Here is a 21242-nt window from a genome sequence, read left to right on the forward strand (position 1 = left end):
GCGCCCGCCGGCTCGGGCTCCTCGGCGGGCGCGGCGGCACGCGGCTCGGCGTACACCTTCAGCCCGAGTTCGACGTGGCCGTCCAGGGTGCGCAGCAGTTCCTCGAAGCAGGCGTGCTGCTCGTCGAGCATGGCGGCGACGCGCGTCTGGTCGCGGTAGACCGTGGCCAGGCGCATCGGGAGGACCGTGGCGGTGGCGAAGGCGGCGTCCACCACGGCGTGGTGGGCCCGCGCGATCGCCTCCAGCCTTTCCAGGTCTTCCAGTTGGGGTGCGAGGTGCTCCTCGGCGAACCGGTCGGCGGGGACGGCGGACACCAGGGCGGTGAGCCCCCGTCCGCCGCCGACCGTGCGTACGGTGCCGCCGTCCACCCCGGTGACCGGGGCCGTCCCGTCGAGGGCCAGGTCCCCGAGGCCGACGGCATACACGTACTCCATCTCCGTTTCACTCACCGCTGGTCTCCCGTTCCGCGGGCTCCGGCCGGGCGCCCGCGTCGGCCTCCTGGCCGGCGGGCAGCTCGGCGGCGGCGCGCAGTCGGGCGATCTCGGCCCGCAGCCGCTCGTTCTCCTCGCTCAGCGCCGGGTCGGGCGCGGCGGGAGCGGTGGCGGACGGCTGGGCGCGGGAGGAGAGCGAGGGATCGTGCTCCCACCAGTCGATGCCCATTTCCTTCGCCTTGTCGACGGATGCGACGAGCAGGCGGAGTTTGATGGTCAGCAACTCTATGTCGAGCAGATTGATCTGGATGTCCCCCGCGATCACAATTCCCTTGTCGAGGACCCTCTCCAGAATGTCGGCCAGATTGGCGCTGCTTCCCTGCCCCGCGTAGGACGGCGCGGTCCGCGGAGGGCCCGGCATTCGACCGGCGAGTGAATCGGACACGTTCTCAACCCTGTCTTTCGGCTGGTTCCCGGATCAGGCGCCCGCGTCGGCGGTGCGCCGGCGCCGGGAGGACCGGGGAGCCGTCTCTTCGTCCGCCTCGGGCTCTTCCTCGGCCTCGTCGTAGGACTCCTCGTCCTCCGGCTCGTCGGCCTCGGCCTCGTACTCCTCGGCGTCCTCGGGCTCGACGTCCTCCTCGGCCTCGTCGAGGTACTCGTCCTCGCCGTCCTCGGCGGGCTCTTCGTCCTCGGCGGCCTCGTCGGTGAACTCGTCGTCCTCGAGGTCGTCCGCGTCGGCGTCGGCCGCGTCGGTGGGCTCGCCCCCGTCGCCCTCCTCCTCGGCGCGCGGCTCGTCCTGCTCCTCCTCGCCCTGTTCCGCCTCTTCCTGCTCGATGGCGTCCTCGTGGCTGACGACCACGTCACCGTCGCGGATCTCGCCGCGCCAGCCGTCGGTGGCCTCGCCGCGCATCATGATGAACTTGCGGTAGAGCTTGAGGTCGAGCCGGGCCCGGCGGCCCTGGGCGCGCCAGATGTTGCCCGTCTTCTCGAACAGCCCCTTGGGGAAGTACTCGAGGACCAGCAGCACCTTGGTGAGGTTGTCGGTGATCGCGTGGAAGGTGACGACACCCTTGACGGTGCCCTTGGCACCTTCCGTCGTCCAGGTGATCCGCTCGTCCGGCACCTGCTCGGTGACGTTCGCCTTCCAGCTCCGGGTGGACTTGGCGACCTTCACCTTCCAGTTGCTGGTGGTGTCGTCCGCCTTCTCCACGCTCACCACGCCCTTGGCGAAGGTGGAGAACTCCTGGAACTGGGTCCACTGGTCGTACGCCTCGCGCACCGGCACGCCGACTTCGATGTCCTCGACGATGGTCACGCTCTTGGACTTGCCGCCGCCGGACTTGCGCCCCTTGCCGAACAGACCCTTGACCTTGTCCTTCACGGTGTCCTTCAGGTGGGAGACGCCCGCCGACATGGCCGCCTGGGCGGGTGACTTGCCGTCGGCCAGCGCCTGCCCGCCCTTGGCGAGGCTCTTGAGCGGGCCGCCCTCGCCCGGCGTGCCGAGCTTGGTGACGCTCTCGCCGAGCTTGTGACCCAGCTGGCTGACGGTGTGCTCGGCGCGGGCGCGCAGATAGTTGCCCAGCGCTTCCTTAAGGCGGTCGGTCGACTCGTTGTGGACGACCTCGTCCTTGGCCTTGCTCAGTGCGGAATCAGCCATTGCCGTTACCGCCGCTCTTGCGCGTGGCGGAGGAGGCCCGCTTCTTGGCGGCCCCGCCGGCGCGGGAGGCGCCGCTGCGGGAGGCGGCCGACTTCGCGGCGCCGGTGCTCTTGCGGGCAGCCGCGGTCTTGCGGCGCGTGCCCCCGGAGGCGGAGGAGCGCTGCCGCTTGGCGGGCTTCTCCTCCTCGTCGCCTTCCTCGTCCTCGGCCTCGTCGTCCTGCGGGCCGTCCAGCGCCTTGGTGCGCTGGGAGATGGAGTCGGCGAGGGAGTCGGCGAGGCCGGTGGCGCGCTTGGTCAGCGCCTCGGTGGCCGCGGCCTTCGTGGTCTCCACCAGCTCCTTGCGGACCTGGGCGTTGAGACCGGCGAGGGCGGGCGACTCGGCGAGCAGCGTGCCGATGCGGCGCGGGTCGAGGTCGAGCTTCTTGCCGGCCAGGAACATGCCCAGGCCGATGGCCATCTTGGCCTTCTTGGTCCGCCCCAGTACGTATCCGCCCACCAGGGCGGCGGCTATCTTGGCGTTCTTCGTCATTCGTTGAGCACCTCAGTCTCTGCGGGTCGTCGAGTGCGCGGTCTGGTCAGCGACTTCCTCCGTTCCCTCGCCGGTGGGCGTCGATCTCGTCCAGCCTGTCGAGCAGTTCGTCCTCGCGGCGGTCGTACTCCTCGTCGGAGATCTGGCCGCTGGTCAACGCCCGTTCCAGTTCGGCCAGTTCGCGCCGGACGGGTTCCGGGTCGTAGTACTCCTCCTCCGCGGCGGTCAGCACCTGGTCGATGACCCAGAGCGAGCCGCGCACGGGGGCGAGGGGAAAGGTCACGATGCCGGTGATGAGTCCCATTCCGGCGCTCCCTTCCGTCGTCGGCCGGGCGAGTGTGATCAGACGAAGCTGTACGGCGGCAGCGGACCGGTGAGGGTGAAGGTGTACGCGTCCCCGCGCTGGTCCGACTCGCGCTCCACGGCCTGGACGAAGCTCTCCACCCCGTCCTCGGGGACGAGGAAGGACACGTTGAGGAAGTGCGTCGAGCTGGGCTCGCCCGCCGAGAGACGGGTCGCCGCGGGCGCGAGCCGCTGGGAGAGGTCCTCGGCCTCCGCGCTGCTGCGGGCGGACACCTCGTGGGAGATCAGCTCACCGAGCGCGACCCGCTCGTCGTGCGCGCCGGACTGGTCCCGCGTGCGCTCGCGCAGTTCGCGGACCTGGTCGGACTCGGCCACGATCTCGCGCAGCAGGTCGTCCTCGTCGCGGGAGACCTTGAGGTGGTACTCGACGTGGCCGTCCAGCTCCTCGAGGCGGGCGCGGTAGCGGTCGCTCTCGGCGTCGAGCGCGCTCGCCACCTGCTCGTCGTCGGGGGCGAGCAGTCCGAAGCGCATGGGGAGGGTGGCGCCGTCGCCCATCAGGACCTCCAGCACGCGCTGGTGGGCCTGCACATCGCGGCGCTTGGCCCGCAGGCCCTCCGGCGCGTCGCTGACGACGGCGGTGAGGTCGCCGGTGCGGACGGTGCGCAGCGGTGCCGGGGTCTCGCCGACGCCGAAGACCTCCTCCAGGTGCAGCGGATGGTCGGCTCCGGTGATGCCGTAGACGTAGGTGGGCACGGATTACTCCCCGCGGTTCTGGCTGGACTGCCGGCTGGACGTGGACTTGCGCGCCGCCCGCTTACGGGGCTGCGGCTCTTCCTCTTCGGAGTCGTCGCGCTTGCTCCCGAGCGACTCGGTGAACGCCTCGACGGCTCCGGTCAGTGCTCCTTTCGACTTCCCCTTGGCCCCGCTCTCCACGGTGTCGCCGACGATGTCGGTGAGCTGGGCCGGCGCCTTGCGCCCCGACTCAAGGTCCAGCCGGTTGCACGCCTCGGCGAAGCGCAGGTAGGTGTCGACGCTGGCGACGACCACCCGGACGTCGATCTTGAGTATCTCGATGCCGACGAGGGAGACGCGCACGAACGCGTCGATCACGAGCCCTCGGTCCAGGATGAGTTCGAGGACGTCGTAGAGATTGCCTCCACCGCCCCCGCTTCCGCCGGACTGGGTGCTGGACTGCTGTACGAGTGCCATGCTGACTTCTTTCCGTTGATCCGTTCAGGACGCCGCGCGGCTCGATTCGCTGCGGCCGTCCTCTGATTCAGCGGCGGTCGATCTGACCCCGGGCGTATCGGCGTACGCGCTCGTAGGCCATGAGCCGTCCCTGCTTGTCGAGTTCGACGCGGTAGGACGCCATGACACTCATCGTGTCCGGCACCTTCTCGACCTCGACGACCTCGACGTCCGCCATCCAGCCGTCGTCGGTGGCCTTCACGGCCGAGACCGCGCTCACCTCACGCTGGAGCAGTCCGGCGAGCTGTGCGCCCGCCTGCCGCATCACGGTCGGCAGGTCCATGCGCTCGTCCGAATCCTGACCGCTCTTCTCGCTCTTGCTGTCTGTTCTGTCCACGATCCCCTCCCCTGAACGGGAGTCTTCGAGGAGGTCCTTCACCTGTCCTCTACGCCTTCCGCTTCGGTTGCCCGTGGGTCTCGCACATATGCGTGAGCGATCGAATCGAACGGCGGTGCTACTGGAGGGCAGCAGTTCAGGACGTGGCGAGGAACGCCAAGAAGCCGTCCAGCAAGGTGACTTGGGCCTCCATGGGAAAGCGGCCCGGTTCGAAAAGAGCCTGCACGACGAGGCCGTGGGTGAACGTCACGGCGGTCGCGGTGAGTTGTTCCGGGTCGGCGTACGCGGAGAGGTCGCACAGCTCGCGCGCGGCTTCGAGGCGGGGGCGGAGCGAGGAGCGCAGCCGGGCGTACCGGTGCGCCTGCTCGGTGGCCAGCCCGTCGTCGGTGAGCGACAGGTCCCAGGAACTCACCCGGACCCGGCTGCGGGCGGTGCGGTGTCCCCCGGTGTCAGCGGCAGGATGTCGAGCAGCACCGCCCGTACGGTGGCCAGGCCCGGCGCGGGGTGTTCGCGGCACGGGCGCCCGGCGGTCCGGGTCTCCAGCAGATCCAGGGCGTGGGTGATCAGGGCCCGCTTCGTCGGGAAGCAATGCATCAGCATCCCGGTGGAGACCCCCATCGCGGTGGCGACCGCCCGCAGGGTCAGCCCGCCGAACCCCTGGTCCGCGAGCACCTGCCACACGGCCCGGCTCACGTCCGCACGGCGGGCGTCATGATCTCCGGGCGCGGGCGGCATGCTGTTGGCTTACGTACCGAACGCTTGTTACCTACCCCCTCCTCGGAGGTCACCGCGCACGAACGCGTACTGCGGGTCACGGCCACCGGCCAGGAGGTGGGCGGCGTTGCCCCGGTCGGCCATCCGCAGCCCGTACGCACCCTGATCGACGCGGCCCTGGCCGAGCACGAGCACCTCTGGGCGGGCGCCGGAATGCCGCACACGGTGTTCCGGACGACGTTCCCGGAGCTGGTACGGATCACCGGCGGGGAGCCGGCCGAGGTCGCGGAGGGTTCGGCGTAGGGGCGTCTCACTCCTCGATGACGGCCACCACGTCGAGCCCCGCGTTGCGGAGGATGCGCTGGACGGTCCGGCGGGGGCCGCGGATGGTGAGTTCGGCGGGTTCCGGCCGCAGGGTGGCTCCGCGCAGGAGGGCGTAGGCGCAGGCCAGGTCGATGCGGGTCACCCGGCTCATGTCGACGGTCCAGGCGGTGGCCGTGTGGAGCGGCGGAGAGCCGAGGACCTCCTCCAGATCGCGCAGGGCTTCGGCGCCGATGTCCCCGGCCAGGATCAGCTCGGGCAGCCGGACGTCGGCGGCCGAGACCGTCAGGACAGGCCCGATGGGCGGTTCGGCTGCCATGGGGACCTCCTTCGCAGCCGGAGGCGGAACACTGCTCTGCCTCCATGGTCCCTCAGCCCACCGCGTTCACGCACACGCCCGCCACATGATCGGTCGTGCTTCTTCACCCGCGCGACGCGTCTCCGTCACCACGGTGTGAGAGCCGTCGCCCCCGAGAGGCTGAATTTGCGTCCGACCTGCGGTGACGTGTTTGGGTGGCGTGATGCGCTCCTCCACTCGCGTGGCGTCCCACCGCCCGACGAACGACCAGGACCACGCCGTATCTGACGGTCCGTCAGTGAGCTGGACCGACCCGGACGGGGAAGGTGGCGGGCAGCCTTCCGGCCGACGCGGGCGCGGCCGGAGGCGCACCCGGCGGATCAAGAAGCTGCGGCGCCTGGTGAAGGCCGGGATCGCGGTCACCGTCGTGCTGGCCTTCCTGGTGCTGGGCGACCGGTTCGCGGTGCTGTTCGCGGAGCGCGAGACCGAGGACCAGTTGCAGAAGTCGCTGCACCTGGAGGCGGCGCCGCAGGTAGAGATCGACGGCTTCCCGTTCCTGACCCAGGTCATGGACAAGCGGATCGGCACCGCGCACGTCACCGTCCCCGACCTGGCCGCCGACCGGGTGTCACTGGCGCGGGTCCATGCCACCGCCCACGACGTGCGGCTCGACGGCGAACTCCCCTCCCACCTCAAGGGCGGGACCGTCCACTCCGTCGACGGCGACGTACTGCTCTCCTTCGAGGACCTCGACCGTGAACTGGGCGCGTCGCAGGTGCGGTTCAGCAAGCTGGGGCCCGGCGCGATCAAGGCGGACGGGCAGGTGCCGGTCGGTGGACAGCGGCTCGGGCTGCACGCGGAGGTGCGCATCGGGCGGTCCGGCGACCGCGGGGTCTCCACCGACATCAGCCGCATGCGGCTCGACATCGGGGACGTGGCCGTCTTCCGGCCCGGCCGGAACGGAGGGCTCCGGCTGACTCCGAAGGCGGCGCACGCGGTGGCGGAGCAGCGGGACAAGGTGCGCGCGATGCTGGCCGTACCGGTGATCGCGGAGCGTGCCGGGATCGGCCGGTCGCAGATCCGCGAGGCCCTGCGCAGCGAGTCGGCCCTGGGGCGGCTCACCGGCACACCGGGGTTCGTGGCCAAGCTGATGAAAATCAACCTGTTCGACGTGGTCGCCGACCAGCCCGACCTGCCGGCGAAGCTCGGCGTCGACCCCGGGCTGATGGGTGCGGTCCGGGGCGTCACCGAGCCGCAGCTCGCGGATCAGCTCGATCTGTCCTTCGAGCTGCCGAGGACGCCCGGTGACATCCGTGTCCGGCGCATCACGGTGGAGCGGGACGGCATTCGGGTCCGCCTCAGCGGCGGTGCGCTGCCGTTCGGCGACACGACGAAGGCGCGGGCGGCGGGCGGACGCTGAATCAGGCGTCCGGCGCCTTGTCCGGCAGATAACTCGCCAGGCCCCGCAGGATGATCTCCAGGCCGATGTCGAACCGCTCGTCGGAGGAGCCGGTCACCATCACGTCCGCGAGCGCGCGCAGGTGGGGGAAGTCCGCCGGGGGCAGGGACGCGAAGTAGTTCTGCATCTCGCCGGCCATCTCACGCCAGTCGGGGCGGGCCGTCGAGGAGTCGCCGTCGTCCGGCCGGGCGGCGGCCCGGTCCTGCCACATGCCCTCCTCGAGCACGAAGCCGTCGATGTAGGTGGAGATGAGGTCCCCGGCCTCCGCCGCGATCCGGTCCGGCAGCCCGGCCGTGCGGAATATGGCGAGCAGCCCCTCCACGTGGGGCAGCAGTTCGGCCGTGAAGGGGACGTGGGCCATGGAGATCCGGGCGACGTCCCGGTGGGAGAGCAGGCGCTCGCGTCCGGCGCGCGCGTAGTCCCGGATCTGCTCGCGCCACCGCTCGGGGTCGGGCGCGGGCATCGTGAAGCCGTCGAAGAGCCGGGTGTACATCAGCTCCAACAGATCGTCCTTGGAGCTGACGTAGGCGTAGAGCGCGGAGACGGTGACGCCCAGTTCGGCCGCCACTTGGCGCATGGAGAGCCCGTCGAGCCCCTGGCGGTCCAGCACGGTGAAGGCGGCCTCGACGATCCGCTCGCGCGACAGGGGGATGCGCTGGGGTGCCGTCTGACGGGCGGGACGCTCGCGTTCCCAGGGGGACGGCGGAGGGGGTGCGGGGTTGCCGGCGGCCGCGTCGCTCATGGGGACAGTCTAGGGCCGTCGGAGAACAGTGTTCACGGCTGCTGAGCGGGGTTCGAGCCCAGGGCGCTCGTTTGCCGGAGCAGTTGTCCACAGGGCACCCCCACGGCGGTATACGCGATATATCTTGTTCTCGCGATCCGCTTGCGCTATATCTTAATGAACAGCGTTCTCCGGGTGAGCACTGTTCTGCTACGGTGAACATCGTTCTCCAGCTAAGGCCCCTTCCGCGAGGAGTTTTCGAATGTCCACCACCGGTGTCGCGTCCGCCGAGACGCCCACTGACTCACCAGCGCCCTACCGGTGGCGCTGGGCTGCGCTTTTCGTGATCCTCGCGGCCGAGGTGATGGACCTCCTGGACGCCGTGGTCACGAACATCGCGGGCCCGTCCATGCGCGCCGACCTGGGCGGCGGTGCCTCCACCCTCCAGTGGCTCGCCGCCGCGTACACCCTCTCGATGGCCGTCGGCCTGGTCACCGGCGGCCGCCTCGGCGACATCCACGGCCGCCGCAACATGTTCCTGGTCGGCGCCGCCGGCTTCACCGTGGGCTCGCTGCTCTGCGCGGTCTCGGTGTCGCCCGCGATGCTGATCGGCGCCCGTGTCATACAGGGGCTCTTCGGCGCGGTGATGCTGCCGCAGGGCCTCGGCATGATCAAGGAGATGTTCCCGCCGAAGGAGTCGCAGAAGGCGTTCGGCATGTTCGGCCCGGTCATGGGCCTGTCCGCGGTCTCCGGGCCGATCCTGGCGGGCTGGCTCGTGGACGCCGACTACTTCGGCACCGGCTGGCGCATGATCTTCCTGATCAACCTGCCGCTGGGCGCCGCCGCGCTGCTGGGTGCCGTGCGCTACCTGCCGAAGACCCGTTCCGAGAGCAAGCCCCGCCTCGACATCCCCGGCATGCTCCTGGTCTCCCTGGCCGCGCTGCTCCTCATCTTCCCGCTGGTCCAGGGCCGTGAGTACGACTGGCCGGTGTGGACCTTCGTGATGATGGCCGCCTCGGTCGTCGTCTTCGCCGCCTTCGCGGTGTACGAGGCGCGGCGCAGCCGGGCGGGCCTGGACCCGCTGGTGGTCATCAGCCTGTTCCGCAAGCGCGGCTTCAGCGGCGGCATGATCCTCGGCCTGGTCTTCTTCTCGGCCATGCAGGGCTTCATGCTGGTCTTCAACCTGTACACCCAGATCGGTCTCGGTTACTCGCCGCTGAAGGCGGGCCTGGTGATGGTGCCCTGGTCGGGCGGCATGATCGTCGGCTTCGGGCTCGCCCAGGCGGTCACCCGGTTCGGCCGTGCCGTGCTCCAGGGCGGCGCCCTGGTCATGGCGCTCGGCGTGTTCGCGGTGTGGCTGACCCTGGACCTCGCGGGCAGCGGTGTCGGCCCCTGGCAGCTCCTGCCCTCGCTGCTGGTGACGGGTGTCGGGATGGGCCTGCTGATGGCGCCCTTCTTCGACATCGTGCTGGCCAGCGTCGAGCAGCACGAGACGGGTTCGGCGTCCGGCACCATGACGGCGGTCCAGCAGCTCGGCGGCGCCTTCGGCGTGGCCATCCTGGGCACCGTCTTCTTCGGTCTGCTGGGCGGCGGCATCGCCACCGCCGTCGACCACCACTCCGACGGTCTGCGCAGGCAGCTGACCGCCGCCCATGTCGCGCCGGCCGCCCAGGACCGGGTCGTGGCGGATCTGCGGACCTGCGCCTCGGACGGCGCTGTCGCCAAGGACCCGGCCGCCACGCCGGCCTCCTGCACCACGCTGGAGAAGGACACCCGGTCGGTCGTCACCTCGCCGCAGGACGGCGCCCGGATACCGGCCGCGCTCCAGTCCACCGCCACGTCGGCGTTCAAGGGCGGCTTCGGCTCCGTCATGAAGACCGTGCTGTGGATCGTGGACGGGATGCTCGTCCTGACGTTCCTGCTCGCCTTCCTCCTGCCGCGCCAGGCGCGCCCCGGGAAATCCGCCGGGCACTGAGCGGGCGGACGGGCCGGGCATCCCTGGGCGGGGTGCCCGGCCCGTGCCGTACCGGAGAGGATGAGCCCGTGCTCACTTCCTACGCAGCTCACTTCGACACACCGGCCGGGTATCTCGACTTCGCGCGGTTCGGCCCGCCGTCGCGGGACGTCGTGGACGCCACCGCGCGGGCCCTGACGGAGTCCGCCCGTGCCGACCACACCACGGTGGACGGCCTGATGCGTGCGGAGGTGACCGCGCGGGACACCGCCGCCCGCCTCGCGGGGACCGACGCCCGGCACACCGTGCTGTTGCCGAACGCGTCCACCGGCCTCTTCCACGCGGCCCTCGGCATCCGGCAGGGCACGGTCCTCGTCCCGCGCAGCGACTTCCCCGCCAACCACTACCCGTGGCGCCGCACCGCGGGGCTCGGCCGGGTGACGCCCCGCTGGCTCGACCCCGGGCCCGGCGGCGGAGTGACCCCGGAGCTGGTGCGGGCCGCGCTGACCGAGGACGTCGTGGCGCTGTCGGTGAGCGCGGTGGACTTCCGCACCGGGTTCCGGGCGGATCTGGCGGGGCTGCGCGAGGCGATCGGGCCGGACCGGCTGCTGGTCGTGGACGCCATCCAGGCGTTCGGCGCGGCCGAGCTGCCGTGGGACGCGGCGGACGTGGTGGTGGCCGGCGGCCAGAAGTGGCTGCGCGCCGGGTGGGCGACCGGCTTCGCCACCCTGTCCGACCGCGCGCTGGAAACCCTGGAACCAGTGCTCACCGGCTGGACGGGCGTGGCGGAGGCCGGCCTCTTCGACGGCGCGGAGCACCCGCCCGCCCCGGACGCGGGCCGCTGGTCCATCACCAATCTGAGCCCGGTGACGGCAGCCGCGTTCGCGGCCGCCCTGGACCTCGTCGAGCGGCACACCGTGGGAGCGATCGAGGCCGCGATCGCGGAACGGGCCGGTGAGCTCACCGAGGTCGTCCGGGCGTACGGCGGCCGGGTACTCTCCCCCGCCGACCCGGCCCGGCGGGCGGGCATCCTCTCCTTCACCGTGCCGGACCGCGACCCGGCGCTGGTGGCGAAGGCGCTGCACGCCGAGGGTGTCACGCCGACGGTGCGAGCGGACTCGCTGAGGTTCTCCCCGCACGCCTCGACCCCGCCCGAGGTGTGCGACCAGGTCACCGCCGCCCTGTCGGCCCTCGGCCACTGACCGGGCCGGGGGGCCGTGCCATGATTCCTACTCGACAGTAGCTACATGTTCGCGGTAGGAGGCAGCGCAGTGGCCCGTGTGTTGAGTGTCAGCGACAGCATCGTCATCGACGTCTCGCCGGACGCCGCCTACCGGGCGGTGAGCGACCCCGGTGACATGGGCCGCTGGAGCCCGGAGAACCTGGGCACCACCCCCGGCTCGGCGGCGGGGCAGGCCGAGGTGGGCACCAGCTTCGTCGGACGGAACAAGCGCGGACGCTTCCGCTGGGTGACCCGGTGCACGGTCACGGCGGCCGAGCCGGGCCGCCGCTTCGCCTTCCGGGTCCACGCCATCGGCGTCGGCCGTCCGCGCCTGCGCGGCCCGATCGCCACCTGGGAGTACCGCTTCGAGCCGGAGGGCGAGGGCACCCGCGTCACCGAGATCTGGACCGACGACCGCCGTACCTGGCCCGACTTCGTGGCCGGCGTCTTCGACCGGATCGTCACCTCGGGCAGCACCTTCCCCGACTTCCAGACCCGCAACATCCGCAGGACCCTGGCCAACCTCAAGCGGGAGCTGGAGCGCCAGCAAGCGGCGTGAGCCGTCAGCGGCGGCGGTGGGTGTGGTTCTCCGGGTTGTCCTCCGGGGTCTGCCAGCCGACGCCCGACTGGTCCTGCGGGCCACGGCGGGTGTCGGCGCCGGGCGGCTGCGTGGACATACGGCGCGAACGCGCCCGTCGGCTGCCCAGCAGGAATCCGCCCAGCAGGATCACGGCGACGATCACGCCCACGACCAGGAGCCAGAGCGCACTCCTGCTGGACGCGGCGAGGAATTCAGCAGCGATGTTCATGCAGGTCGGTTACCCCCGCACACGCGGAGAATCCCTCTTCACCGGCCCCGTCAGCCTCCTCCGCGTCCGCGCTGCACCGAACGGAGCACCACCGCCGGGACCGCCTGCACGGCAACACATCCGCATGCCCTTCGAGTCGTGTGAATAACTTGGCGATTGTGTGCGTGTATTCGCTGGTCAGGGGTAATCGGCGGTCAGGAGGTTATGACAATGGTTCCTTTGCTTCTGGTTCTTCTGCTGGCTCTCATCCTCTTCGGCGCGGGCTTCGCCCTGAAGGCGCTGTGGTGGATCGCGGTGATCGTCCTGGTCGTGTGGCTGGTCGGCTTCTTCGTGCGCCCCGCGGGCAGCGGCGGCCGTCGTGGCCGCTGGTACCGCTGGTAGGCGGACCGCACGCACACACCGCGGGACATGACGAGGGGCCCGGCCTTCCCAAGGCCGGGCCCCTCGTCGTGCGCGGGGAGAGTCAGCGGGCGGTGAGCCGTGTCTCCGGCTCCTCGTTGCGCAGCCAGATGGTGCGCTGCGGGAAGGGGATGTCGATGCCGGCCGCGTCCAGCGCGTCCTTCACACGGCGGCGCAGCTCGCGGGTGACGCCCCACTGCTGGAGCGGGATCGTCTTCACGGCGAGGCGGACGACGACACCGTCCGCGTCCAGCGACTGCACACCCCACACACTGGGGTCCTCCAGCAGTACGGCGGAGAAGGCCGGGTCCTGGCGCAGGCTGCGGCCGGCGTCCTCCAGCACCTGGTAGACGGTGTCGAGGTTGGCGTCGTAGGCGACAGCGACATCCAGGACGGCACGGGCCCAGTCCTGGCTGTCGTTGCGGACGCGGAGAACCTCACCATTGCGGATGTGCCACAGGCCGCCGTTGAGGTCACGGACGTGGGTGAGGCGCAGGCCGATGTGCTCGACCTCGCCGACGGCCTCGCCCAGGTCGACGGTGTCACCGACGCCGTACTGGTCCTCCACCATGATGAGCAGGCCGGAGAGGTAGTCGGCGACCAGGCTCTGCGCGCCGAAACCGATGGCGAGGCCGACCACTCCCGCACTGGCCAGCAGCGGCCCGAGGGCGATGCCGACCTGGTCGAGGATCATGGCCGTACCGAGCAGGGCCAGAACGATGGTGACGCCGCTGCTGAGCACCGAGCCGATGGTGCGGGCACGCTGTTCGCGGCGCTGGGAGGAGCGGGTGCGGTCGCGCAGCAGGACGGCGGCCCCGCGCCCGACGCGGCGCGGCGGGCGGGACTCGTGGTCGTCGCCGGAGGGCTGCAGGATGTGCTGGACGACGCGGGTGATGGCGCGCTTGGCCACCCAGCGGATCACCGCCAGGACGACGACGATCAGAGCGATGCGCAGGGGGACCTCGACCAGTGCCGTGGTGTGCGCCTCCAGCCAGTTCGGCCAGGACGCGGCGAGATGCACGGCTCCGGACGCGCTGGGCTGTGGGGAAAGGTGCGGTGTCGGCACGACTACTCCGTATTCGACGACTTTCGGACTTGTCGGCCGCGTCTACCCTCGAATACGTAAGACATGATCTGAGCTGACCAGTTGGACCGGGTCCCCGGACACGCGTTGCCGGTAGCGCCCCTTAAGGTGTCGTGTGCCCGTTCCTGGCCGGGCGTTCCTCGGGACCGCCGTCTTCCGGCCCGCCGACGGTCCGGCCACGGCAGGTGACCGTCACCCGTCCCGTCGCTCCCCCCACCCCCGGCGACCCACTGGAAAGAGCAGCCTCCGCCATGTTCACCGACACCCCCATCTTCAGCCGTCTCGTCGCCGAGCGCGGTGACGTCCCCGCCGAGGTGCGGGGCGAAGCCGACCGCATACACCGCGACCTGGCACGGGTGATGCCCCCGGGCACCGGTCTGCCCGGCGCCCGGCCGCACACGCCCGGCCCGATGGGACCGCCCCTCGGCCGCTGACCCGGCTACCCCACCCTGCGCAGGCGCACCAGCGCGCTCGCGCAGTCGCCGTCCGGCAGGTCGGGGACGGGCAGGCCGAAGCCCATGAGGGTCGCCCCCGACCATTCCGCGGCGGTGTCCTCGTCCCGGTAGCGGGCGCCGGGGTCGAGGCCCCGCAGCCGGAGCGGTGGGTGCGCCGGGCCGAAGGAGGCACTGGGCCGCCACACCAGCACCACCGTCCGGTCGGCGTCGGGACCGGCGTACTGGACGGCGGTGAGCGCGCCTTCGCCCGGTGCGAGCAGCCGGTACTGGTGGCCGTGCTGCACCAGCGGGCGGATGTCCTTGTAGACCCCGATCAGGCGGGCGGCCTCGGCGAGTTCGGCCGGTGTCCACCGGTCCAGGTCGCCGCCGATGCCCAGGACGCCCGCCATGGCCGAGTGGAAGCGGAAGGCCAGCGGCACCCGGCGGCCGGTCAGCGGGTTGGGGCTGTCGGTGACCCACGCCGACATGACGCGGGCCGGGTAGAGCTGGCTGAAGCCGTGCTGGATGGCGAGCCGTTGGACGGCGTCGGTGTTGTCCGAGGTCCACACCTGGTCGGTACGGGCGAGCATGCCGAGGTCGGTCCGGCCCCCGCCGCCCGCGCAGGACTCGATCCGGAGCCGGGGGAATTCGGCGCGCAGCCGGTCGAGCACCCGGTGCACCCCGCGCGCGTGCTCGATGTGCGCCCGCCGCGCGTCCGGCCCGCCGCTCCGCGCGCCCGCCTCGGTGAAGGACCGGTTGAAGTCCCACTTGAGGAAGTCGACGGTGTTCTCGGCGACGACCCGGCGCAGCCAGTCGCTCGCCCACTCGGTCACCTCGTGGCGGGAGAAGTCCAGCACGAGCTGGTGGCGCAGCGTGGTGGCGGTGCGGTCGGGGAGATGCAGTGCGTACTCGGGGTGACGGCGGTACAAGTCGCTGTCCGGGTTGGTCATCTCGGGTTCCACCCAGAGCCCGAACGCCATGCCCAGCCGGTGCACCTCGTCGGCCAGCGGACGCAGTCCGCGCGGGAACCGGCGGGGGTGCGGGGTCCAGTCGCCGAGGCCGGAACGGTCGTCGTCGCGGCTGCCGAACCAGCCGTCGTCCACCACGAACAGCTCCACCCCGAGGCCGGCCGCCCGCCGGGCCAGCCTCAGTTGGCCCTCCTCGGAGGTCTCGAACCCGGTCGCCTCCCAGGAGTTGTAGAGGACGGGCCGCAACTCAGCGGGGCGGGGCAGGACATGACGCCGGACATAGCCGTGAAAGGCGCGGCTGGCGGCACCGAAGCCGCCCGTGGCGTGCACGGCGACGCTGACCGGTGTGACGTGCCGTCGGCCGGGGGCCAGGACGATCTCGGCCCCCTCGTGCCCCTCCCCCAGCACCACGCTCACCTCCCCGGCCGCCGTCCGCTGCACGGTGAGACGCCAACTGCCGCTCGCCGCAAGGGCAGTGGCCCACACTTCTCCCTGCTCCTCGTCGGCGGCACCGGTGTCCAGGGCGACCCAGGGGTTGGCCTGGTGACCGGTGTGGCCGCGCCTGCTGGTCAGCGTGGTCTCCCCCACGGCCATCTCGGTACGCGCGAGCCGGTGCTCGTCGGACCAGCCCCCGTGCACGGCCGACATCCGCCACCGCTGCCGCCGGGGCAGGGGCCAGTGGGCGGCGGCATGGCGTACGAGGAGCAGCGAGCCGGTGGCGCCGGTGTGCTCGAACTCCGTCCAGCGTTCGATGACGTCGGCGCCGGGCGGCACCCGGTAGTGCGTCCGCCACGCCAGCGGCCGCACCCGGTCCCGCAGCGAGACGGCCAGATGCCCCGCCCCGGCCACCCGGACCGCCGTGACCTCGGGCTCGACCGGACTCTGCCCGTCGGCGAACCGGACCTCCAGCGCGGGCATCCCGAACCGGGCACCGCCCTCGACGGGATACTCCTCCACCCCGTCGAAGCGCCCGGCGAAGCTGTTGTCGTGCTCACTCCGCACGGGCAACCCGACCGCGTCCCGCAGGGGCACATGCGCACCCCAGTGCACATGCAGCACGGCACCCCGCGAGCGGTCCACCCGCAGGACGTAACAGGTGGTCCGGGTCCGCAGCACGACGGTGCCGCTGGGCTCGTCGTACTCCACGGGCAGCACCCCGTCACTCATGTTCGCGCACGACGACCACTCCCCCGGCGGGGACCAGGGCGCCGGAGTCGCCGACCTCGGCGTCCAGCAGCCCGCTGCCCCGCACCGGGACCGTCATGTCGTCGTCAGTGTGGTTGATCAGGAACAGATAGCTGCCCTGCGGCCCCGTACGACGCACCGCCTCGACCCCCTCGGCGGCGACGGGACGCACACCTGCCTCCTCGGCCAACGCCCGCATCAGCTCGCGCAGGGCGCGAGCCGAGGGACGCGTGGCGACGTACCGCGCGCTGCCCCGGCCGTATGCGTGGCGGGTGACGGCCGGACCGCCGGCGGCCGGACCGCCGCCAGGCTTGTCCACGAAGCGCAGTACGACGGAGCAGCCGCGCGGCTCGACGCGTTCGGCCCAGTCGTGCGCGAGGGTGCCGTCGTCCAGCCGGGCGGTCTCGCCGGGCCTGAGCGGCAGATACTCGTCGACGCGCAGCCCGAGCACATCGCGCAGGGCACCTGGGTAGCCGCCGGGCCGTACCCGGTCCCAGTCGTCGACCACCCCGCTGAAGCAGCCGACGGTCAGGTGGCCGCCCTGGCGGACGTATCCGTCGAGGTTGCCGGCGTCCTGGTCGGAGAGCAGATACAGATTCGGGGCGACGACCGCACGGTAAGGCGTCAGGTCGGCGCCCGGCGGGACCACGTCGCACGTGAGGTTGAGCGACCACAGGGCCGCGTACCAGTCGCGCACCAAGTCCAGGTAGCGCAGCCGGCCGGAGGGGCGGGCCTCCAGTTCCAGCGCCCACCAGTTGGGCCAGTCGAAGAGGAGGGCGACCTCTCCCCGCACGCGGGTCCCGGCCACCTCGCCGAGGGCGGAGAGTTCGGCGCCGAGAGCGCGGACCTCGCGCCAGATGCGGGTGTCGGTGCCGCCGTGCGGGAGCATCGCGGAGTGCCACTTCTCGGCGCCGGCCGTGGACTGCCGCCACTGGAAGAACAGGGTGCCGTCGGCGCCCCTGGCGAGGTGGGTGAGGCTGTTGCGGCGCAGCTCACCGGGCCGCTTGGCCACGTTGACCGGCTGCCAGTTGACGGCGGAGGTGGAGTGCTCCATGAGCAGCCAGGGGTGGCCCCCGGCCACGCCCCGTGCCAGGTCGGCGTTGAGGGCGAGGTCGATGTGGCCCTCGGGGTCGGCGGCGGTGAGGTAGTGGTCCACGGAGACCAGGTCGCACTCGGGGGCGAAGGCGTACCCGTCGGCCTTCTTCTCCAGGGTGCCCATGACGTTGGTGGTGACGGGGACGCCGGGGGCGAGCCGCTTGAGCAGGGCCCTCTCCGCGCGATGCCGGGCGAGGAGGGCCTCGGAGGAGAAGCGGCGGAAGTCGAGTTCCTGGCCCGGATTGCGGAACGCGGTGGTGTCGCGGGGCGGGTCGATCTCGTCCCAGTCGCCGTAGCGCTGGCTCCAGAAGTCGGTGCCCCAGGCGGAGTTGAGTGCGTCCAGGGTGGCGTACCGCTCCCTGAGCCAGATACGGAAGGCGACCGCGCTGGTGTCGCAGTGGCAGAGGGCGTTGTGGTTGCCCCACTCGTTGTGGACGTGCCACAGCGCGACGGCGGGATGGTCCGCGTACCGCGTGGCCAGCTCGGTGACCAGGGCGTCGGCGGCCTCGGCGTAGGCCGGGCTGCTGGGGCAGAAGACCTGCCTGCTGCCGTGGGCGAGCCGGGTGCCGGAGGCGGTGACCGGCAGGGCGTCGGGGTGCAGCTTGGTGAACCAGGGCGGGGGCGCGGCGGTCGGGGTGGCGAGGTCGACGGCGATGCCGTGGGCGTGCAGCAGGTCGAGCACCTCGTCCAGCGGCTCCCAGTCGTACACGCCGGGTCGCGGCTCGATCCGGGACCAGGAGAACACGCCCACGGTCACGAGGTTCACGCCCGCCTCCCGCATGAGGCGGACGTCCTCCCGCCAGACCTCGCGGGGCCACTGTTCGGGGTTGTAGTCGCCGCCGTAACCGATGCCGCCCAGCCGGTGGTTGAGCGCGGTGAGGGGGTGGGTCATGACTTCACCGCCCCGGCGGAGAGCCCGGCACGCCAGTAGCGCTGGAGGAGGAGGAAGGTGAGCACGATGGGCACGACGGAGACCAGGGCTCCCACGAGGGTGAGGGTCTGCAGGACGGGCAGCCGGCTGGTCTGCGTCTGCCAGGTGTACAGACCGAGGGTGACGGGATAGAGGCCGTCGTCCTGGAGCATGACCAGGGGCAGCAGGAAGTTGTTCCAGATGACGACGAACTGGAACAGGAACACGGTCACCAGCGCCGGCGACATCATGCGCAGCCCGATCCCGGTGAAGATCCGCAGCTCCCCCGCGCCGTCCATCCGGGCGGCCTCGATCACCTCGTCCGGCACGGACGCGGCGGCGAAGACGCGGGACAGATAGACGCCGAACGGGCTGACGACGCTGGGCAGGAAGACCGACCAGAACGTGTTGGTGGCGTCCACCTCGGCGAACATCAGGAACAGCGGCAGCGCGAGGGCGGTCGCCGGTACGAGAACCCCGCCGAGGATCACCGAGAAGAGCAGCTCACGTCCCGGAAAACGGTACTTGGCCAGGGCGTACCCGGCAGCGGCCGACAGCCCGGTGGCGACGGCGGCCCCCGCGCCCGCGTACAGCAGGCTGTTGAGCAGCCAGCGCGCGAAGACGCCGTCCTGCTGCCGGAAGAGCGCGGCCAGGTTGGCGCCGAAGTGCCAGTGCGTGGGACGCAGTCCGGGGGTGTCGACGAGATCGCCCTGGCTCTTGGTCGCGGCGACCAGCAGCCAGTAAACCGGGAGCAGCATGTAGCAGGCGGCCAGGGTCATGAAGGCGACGGCGGCGGCCGTGGAGGCGCGGCCGGTTCGGGTGGCGTGGGCGCCGTCGGTACGGGTGAGCAGGCTCATCCCTGCCTCCTGGTGGTGAGGCGGAGGAAGGCGAAGGACAGCGCGAAGGTGACCGCGGCCAGCAGCACGGAAAGCGCGGCGGCTCCGCCGTAGTCGTCCCCGGCCGTGAGGGAGTAGGCGGCGAGGTTGGGGGTGTAGGTGCTGGTCACGCTGGTCGAGATGGACCGGAACACCTGTGGCTCGGTGAAGAGTTGCAGGGTGCCGATGATGGAGAACACCCCGGTGAGGACGAGCGCCGGGCGGATCAGCGGGACCTTGATGCGCAGCGCGGTGGTCCAGCCGTTCGCCCCGTCGACGCGGGCCGCCTCCTCGACGTCGGCGGGGAGCGCCTGGAGCGCGGAGTACAGGATGAGCATGTTGTAGCCGGTGTAGGTCCAGGTCACGACGTTGCCGATGGACCAGAGCACCAGGTGGGGTCCCAGCAGGTCGGCCTGGATGCCCGCCGACTCCAGCAGGGCGGTGATCGGAGAGAGTCTCGGGTCGTACAGGGAGGCCCACATCAGCGCGGCCACGACGCCCGGAATGCCGTACGGCACGAAGTACACCAGCCGGAAGAACCGCTTCAGGCGGGCCACGGCCGAGTCCAGCAACAGGGCGAGGACCAGGGCGAACAGCAGCATCACCGGGATCTGCACGAGGGCGAAGAGGCCAACCCTGAGGACGCCGTCGGCGAAGTACGGCTCCCGGACGACGTCGGCGTACTGCTCGAAGCCGGCGAACACCGAGTGGGTGCGGCCGAAGGTGCCGCCGGTGCGCGCGGTCCGGTGCAGGCTCTGCCAGAAGGCGTAGCCGACCGGCAGCAGGGTGAACAGGACGAAGGGCACGAAGAAGGGGGCGAGGAAGCCGTACGGGGCGAGGGTCCGGCGCGGCGGCCGGTCAGCGCGAGACATCGAGGGACTGCTTGCGCAGGGAGTCGGCGCTGTCGGCCGCGGTCCGCTTCAGCACGTCACCGAGGGTGCCCTTGCCGGCGGTGACGTCCGAGGTGCCGTCGCTGAGGAAGCGGTAGGTGTCGGTCATCGTGGGTCCCCAGGTGAAGCCGGTGTCCACCTCGGCGGACGCCTGCTTGAAGACGTCGAAGATCTTCTGGTCGCCGTAGAAGCCGACGGGCTTCTTGAGGGCCGGCAGGGTCAGGCCGGTCTTGGCGGCCGGGTAGAGGCCGCCGGACCGGTTGAGGATCTCCAGGGCCTCGGGGTCGGTGTTGAGCCAGAGCGCGAACTCGGCCGCCTCCGCCGGATGCTTGCTGCCGGAGAGGACGGCGGTGGTGGAGCCGCCCCAGTTGCCGGCCCGCTGGTCACCCTCCTGCCACTGGGGCATGGGAGCCACCGCCCACTTGCCCTTCGTGGACGCCGCGTTGTCCCGGATGGTGCTGTATCCCCACGCGGCGCTGATCCAGCTGACCACCTCGCCGGAGTTCCACGCCTTGTACAGCGCGGGCGAGAAGCCCTGGAGGTCGGTGGCGACGAGCTTGTCGTCGATGAGCTTCTGCCAGTAGTCGGCCACTTGGCGGCTCTCGGGCCGGTCGACGGTGACCTTCCAGGCGTCGCCCTCGCGCTCGAACAGGGTGGCCTTGTTCTGCCACAGCAGGCCGGTGAACCAGTTCGGGTCGGTCTGCGAGAAGTGGGTGATGTACTTGCCCGCCTTCTTGAGCACGCGGGCGTCGGACTCGTACTCCGCCCAGGTGGTGGGGGCCTTCAGGTGGAGCTTGTCGAAGATGTCCTTGCGGTAGTACAGCGCCATGGGGCCGGTGTCCTGGGGTATCGCCCAGACGCCGTCCTTGCCGTGGGCTCCGAAGTCGACCTGCGACCAGGTCCAGTCGACGAACTTGTTCTGCGCCCGGGCCACTCGGGGACAGGACTGGATGTTCTTCAGGCCGCCCTTGAGGCGGAAGCTGGCCAGGGAGTCGTACTCGATCTGCCCGAGGTCGGGGGCCTTGTCCGCCTTCAGCGCGTTGGACAGATTCTGGTAGGTGCCCGCGTTCCCGGCCGGGGTCGTCCGCACCTTCACCTGCACGTCGGGGTGTTCGGCGTTCCAGACGCGCACCGCCCGGTCCATGCCGGGCACCCAGGACCAGTACTGGAGGGTGACCTTGCCGGAGGCGGGCTCGCAGGAGGAGCCGGCCGCGCCGTCGTCCCCACCGCCCCCGCCGCCACAGCCGGCCACCGCCGTGAGCGCCAGGACCGCCGCACCGGCCAGGCATCGTCTTGCGGTGGACATGCGAACGGACATCACCATGAGGGTGCTCCTTGCGCCGAGGGTCGCGCTCCGGGGACGTGGTGGGCGCAACCTTCACGACAGGAATCCCCAGAA

At 71.3% G+C, this 21242-nt stretch carries 24 protein-coding genes and 1 pseudogene; 7 read left to right on the forward strand and 18 right to left on the reverse strand.

The features are described 5' to 3' along the window. From GT030_RS34350 to GT030_RS34390, 9 genes and pseudogenes are all read right to left on the reverse strand, one after another. Positions 1-449 (reverse strand): GvpL/GvpF family gas vesicle protein (locus tag GT030_RS34350; protein ID WP_346009807.1); only part of this gene is annotated, 449 nt, incomplete at its 3' end. Next, positions 442-852 (reverse strand): gas vesicle protein, encoded by a 411-nt coding sequence (locus tag GT030_RS34355; RefSeq protein WP_161204407.1) that lies wholly within the window; start codon positions 850-852, stop codon positions 442-444. The genes GT030_RS34355 and GT030_RS34350, both read right to left, overlap by 8 nt. A gap of 57 nt (positions 853-909) precedes the next feature. After that, positions 910-2088 carry an SRPBCC family protein gene (locus GT030_RS34360; protein WP_161204408.1) on the reverse strand — a complete coding sequence of 393 codons (1179 nt, stop codon included), beginning with the start codon at positions 2086-2088 and terminating at the stop codon, positions 910-912. Next, on the reverse strand, positions 2081-2617 hold the full coding sequence (locus tag GT030_RS34365; RefSeq protein ID WP_161204409.1) for a hypothetical protein: 537 nt from the start codon (positions 2615-2617) through the stop codon (positions 2081-2083). Before GT030_RS34365 ends, GT030_RS34360 begins: the two co-directional genes overlap by 8 nt. 46 nt (positions 2618-2663) lie before the next feature. Further along, the gene (locus GT030_RS34370) at positions 2664-2921 is read right to left on the reverse strand and encodes a gas vesicle protein GvpG (protein ID WP_086695745.1); all 258 of its coding nucleotides are present in this window, start codon (positions 2919-2921) and stop codon (positions 2664-2666) included. A 38-nt stretch (positions 2922-2959) separates the two neighbouring features. Continuing rightward, the gene (locus GT030_RS34375) at positions 2960-3673 is read right to left on the reverse strand and encodes a GvpL/GvpF family gas vesicle protein (RefSeq protein WP_161204410.1); all 714 of its coding nucleotides are present in this window, start codon (positions 3671-3673) and stop codon (positions 2960-2962) included. A 3-nt stretch (positions 3674-3676) separates the two neighbouring features. Next, positions 3677-4129, reverse strand: coding sequence for a gas vesicle structural protein GvpA (locus tag GT030_RS34380; protein WP_161204411.1), 453 nt, complete (start codon positions 4127-4129; stop codon positions 3677-3679). A gap of 67 nt (positions 4130-4196) precedes the next feature. Further along, positions 4197-4505: a gas vesicle protein gene (locus tag GT030_RS37250; protein ID WP_229918708.1), complete on the reverse strand. Its 309-nt coding sequence runs from the start codon at positions 4503-4505 to the stop codon at positions 4197-4199. A 136-nt stretch (positions 4506-4641) separates the two neighbouring features. Then, positions 4642-5240, reverse strand: a pseudogene (locus GT030_RS34390) (TetR/AcrR family transcriptional regulator). Between the two features lie 24 nt (positions 5241-5264). On the opposite strand from GT030_RS34390, the gene GT030_RS34395 reads away from it, so the two are divergent. After that, positions 5265-5522, forward strand: coding sequence for a YbaK/EbsC family protein (locus GT030_RS34395; RefSeq protein ID WP_237523016.1), 258 nt, complete (start codon positions 5265-5267; stop codon positions 5520-5522). Between the two features lie 7 nt (positions 5523-5529). On the opposite strand, the gene GT030_RS34400 is transcribed toward GT030_RS34395, so the two are convergent. Further along, on the reverse strand, positions 5530-5859 hold the full coding sequence (locus GT030_RS34400) for an STAS domain-containing protein (RefSeq protein ID WP_161204413.1): 330 nt from the start codon (positions 5857-5859) through the stop codon (positions 5530-5532). 277 nt (positions 5860-6136) lie between these two features. On the opposite strand from GT030_RS34400, the gene GT030_RS34405 reads away from it, so the two are divergent. Continuing rightward, complete coding sequence (locus tag GT030_RS34405) at positions 6137-7258, forward strand: DUF2993 domain-containing protein (protein ID WP_346009808.1); 1122 nt, start codon at positions 6137-6139, stop codon at positions 7256-7258. A 1-nt stretch (position 7259) separates the two neighbouring features. Here the strand turns inward: GT030_RS34405 and GT030_RS34410 are convergent, their stop codons facing one another. After that, positions 7260-8039, reverse strand: coding sequence for a TetR/AcrR family transcriptional regulator (locus tag GT030_RS34410; RefSeq protein ID WP_161204415.1), 780 nt, complete (start codon positions 8037-8039; stop codon positions 7260-7262). Between the two features lie 241 nt (positions 8040-8280). On the opposite strand from GT030_RS34410, the gene GT030_RS34415 reads away from it, so the two are divergent. The 3 genes from GT030_RS34415 (at position 8281) to GT030_RS34425 (ending at position 11753) form a co-directional block, all read left to right on the forward strand. After that, positions 8281-9993, forward strand: coding sequence for an MFS transporter (locus GT030_RS34415; RefSeq protein WP_161204416.1), 1713 nt, complete (start codon positions 8281-8283; stop codon positions 9991-9993). Positions 9994-10061: 68 nt separating this feature from the next. Then, entirely contained in the window at positions 10062-11174 is a 1113-nt protein-coding gene (locus GT030_RS34420) for an aminotransferase class V-fold PLP-dependent enzyme (protein ID WP_161204417.1), read from the forward strand. Between the two features lie 69 nt (positions 11175-11243). Next, positions 11244-11753, forward strand: a complete 510-nt coding sequence (locus GT030_RS34425) for an SRPBCC family protein (protein ID WP_161204418.1) — start codon at positions 11244-11246, stop codon at positions 11751-11753. Between the two features lie 4 nt (positions 11754-11757). On the opposite strand, the gene GT030_RS34430 is transcribed toward GT030_RS34425, so the two are convergent. Continuing rightward, on the reverse strand, positions 11758-12003 hold the full coding sequence (locus GT030_RS34430) for a DUF6479 family protein (RefSeq protein WP_161204419.1): 246 nt from the start codon (positions 12001-12003) through the stop codon (positions 11758-11760). A 210-nt stretch (positions 12004-12213) separates the two neighbouring features. On the opposite strand from GT030_RS34430, the gene GT030_RS34435 reads away from it, so the two are divergent. After that, positions 12214-12384, forward strand: a complete 171-nt coding sequence (locus GT030_RS34435; protein ID WP_030805655.1) for a hypothetical protein — start codon at positions 12214-12216, stop codon at positions 12382-12384. 82 nt (positions 12385-12466) lie between these two features. On the opposite strand, the gene GT030_RS34440 is transcribed toward GT030_RS34435, so the two are convergent. Further along, complete coding sequence (locus GT030_RS34440) at positions 12467-13468, reverse strand: mechanosensitive ion channel family protein (protein WP_346009809.1); 1002 nt, start codon at positions 13466-13468, stop codon at positions 12467-12469. 269 nt (positions 13469-13737) lie between these two features. On the opposite strand from GT030_RS34440, the gene GT030_RS34445 reads away from it, so the two are divergent. Next, positions 13738-13920, forward strand: a complete 183-nt coding sequence (locus GT030_RS34445) for a hypothetical protein (protein ID WP_161204420.1) — start codon at positions 13738-13740, stop codon at positions 13918-13920. A gap of 5 nt (positions 13921-13925) precedes the next feature. On the opposite strand, the gene GT030_RS34450 is transcribed toward GT030_RS34445, so the two are convergent. From GT030_RS34450 to GT030_RS34470, 5 genes are read right to left on the reverse strand one after another with little or no spacing between them, the layout of a single operon-like run. After that, positions 13926-16055: an alpha-galactosidase gene (locus GT030_RS34450; RefSeq protein WP_202460924.1), complete on the reverse strand. Its 2130-nt coding sequence runs from the start codon at positions 16053-16055 to the stop codon at positions 13926-13928. Next, positions 16048-18060: a beta-galactosidase gene (locus tag GT030_RS34455; protein ID WP_161204421.1), complete on the reverse strand. Its 2013-nt coding sequence runs from the start codon at positions 18058-18060 to the stop codon at positions 16048-16050. The genes GT030_RS34450 and GT030_RS34455 overlap by 8 nt, the downstream gene beginning before the upstream one ends. Continuing rightward, positions 18057-18935 carry a carbohydrate ABC transporter permease gene (locus GT030_RS34460; protein ID WP_161204422.1) on the reverse strand — a complete coding sequence of 293 codons (879 nt, stop codon included), beginning with the start codon at positions 18933-18935 and terminating at the stop codon, positions 18057-18059. Before GT030_RS34460 ends, GT030_RS34455 begins: the two co-directional genes overlap by 4 nt. Beyond that, positions 18932-19825, reverse strand: a complete 894-nt coding sequence (locus GT030_RS34465; RefSeq protein ID WP_161204423.1) for a sugar ABC transporter permease — start codon at positions 19823-19825, stop codon at positions 18932-18934. Before GT030_RS34465 ends, GT030_RS34460 begins: the two co-directional genes overlap by 4 nt. Further along, entirely contained in the window at positions 19812-21167 is a 1356-nt protein-coding gene (locus GT030_RS34470) for an extracellular solute-binding protein (protein WP_161204424.1), read from the reverse strand. Before GT030_RS34470 ends, GT030_RS34465 begins: the two co-directional genes overlap by 14 nt. Positions 21168-21242 lie beyond the last annotated feature (75 nt).

The organism is Streptomyces sp. SID1328, from assembly GCF_009865595.1.
In the GTDB taxonomy this organism is placed as follows: Bacteria; Actinomycetota; Actinomycetes; order Streptomycetales; family Streptomycetaceae; genus Streptomyces; species Streptomyces griseoluteus.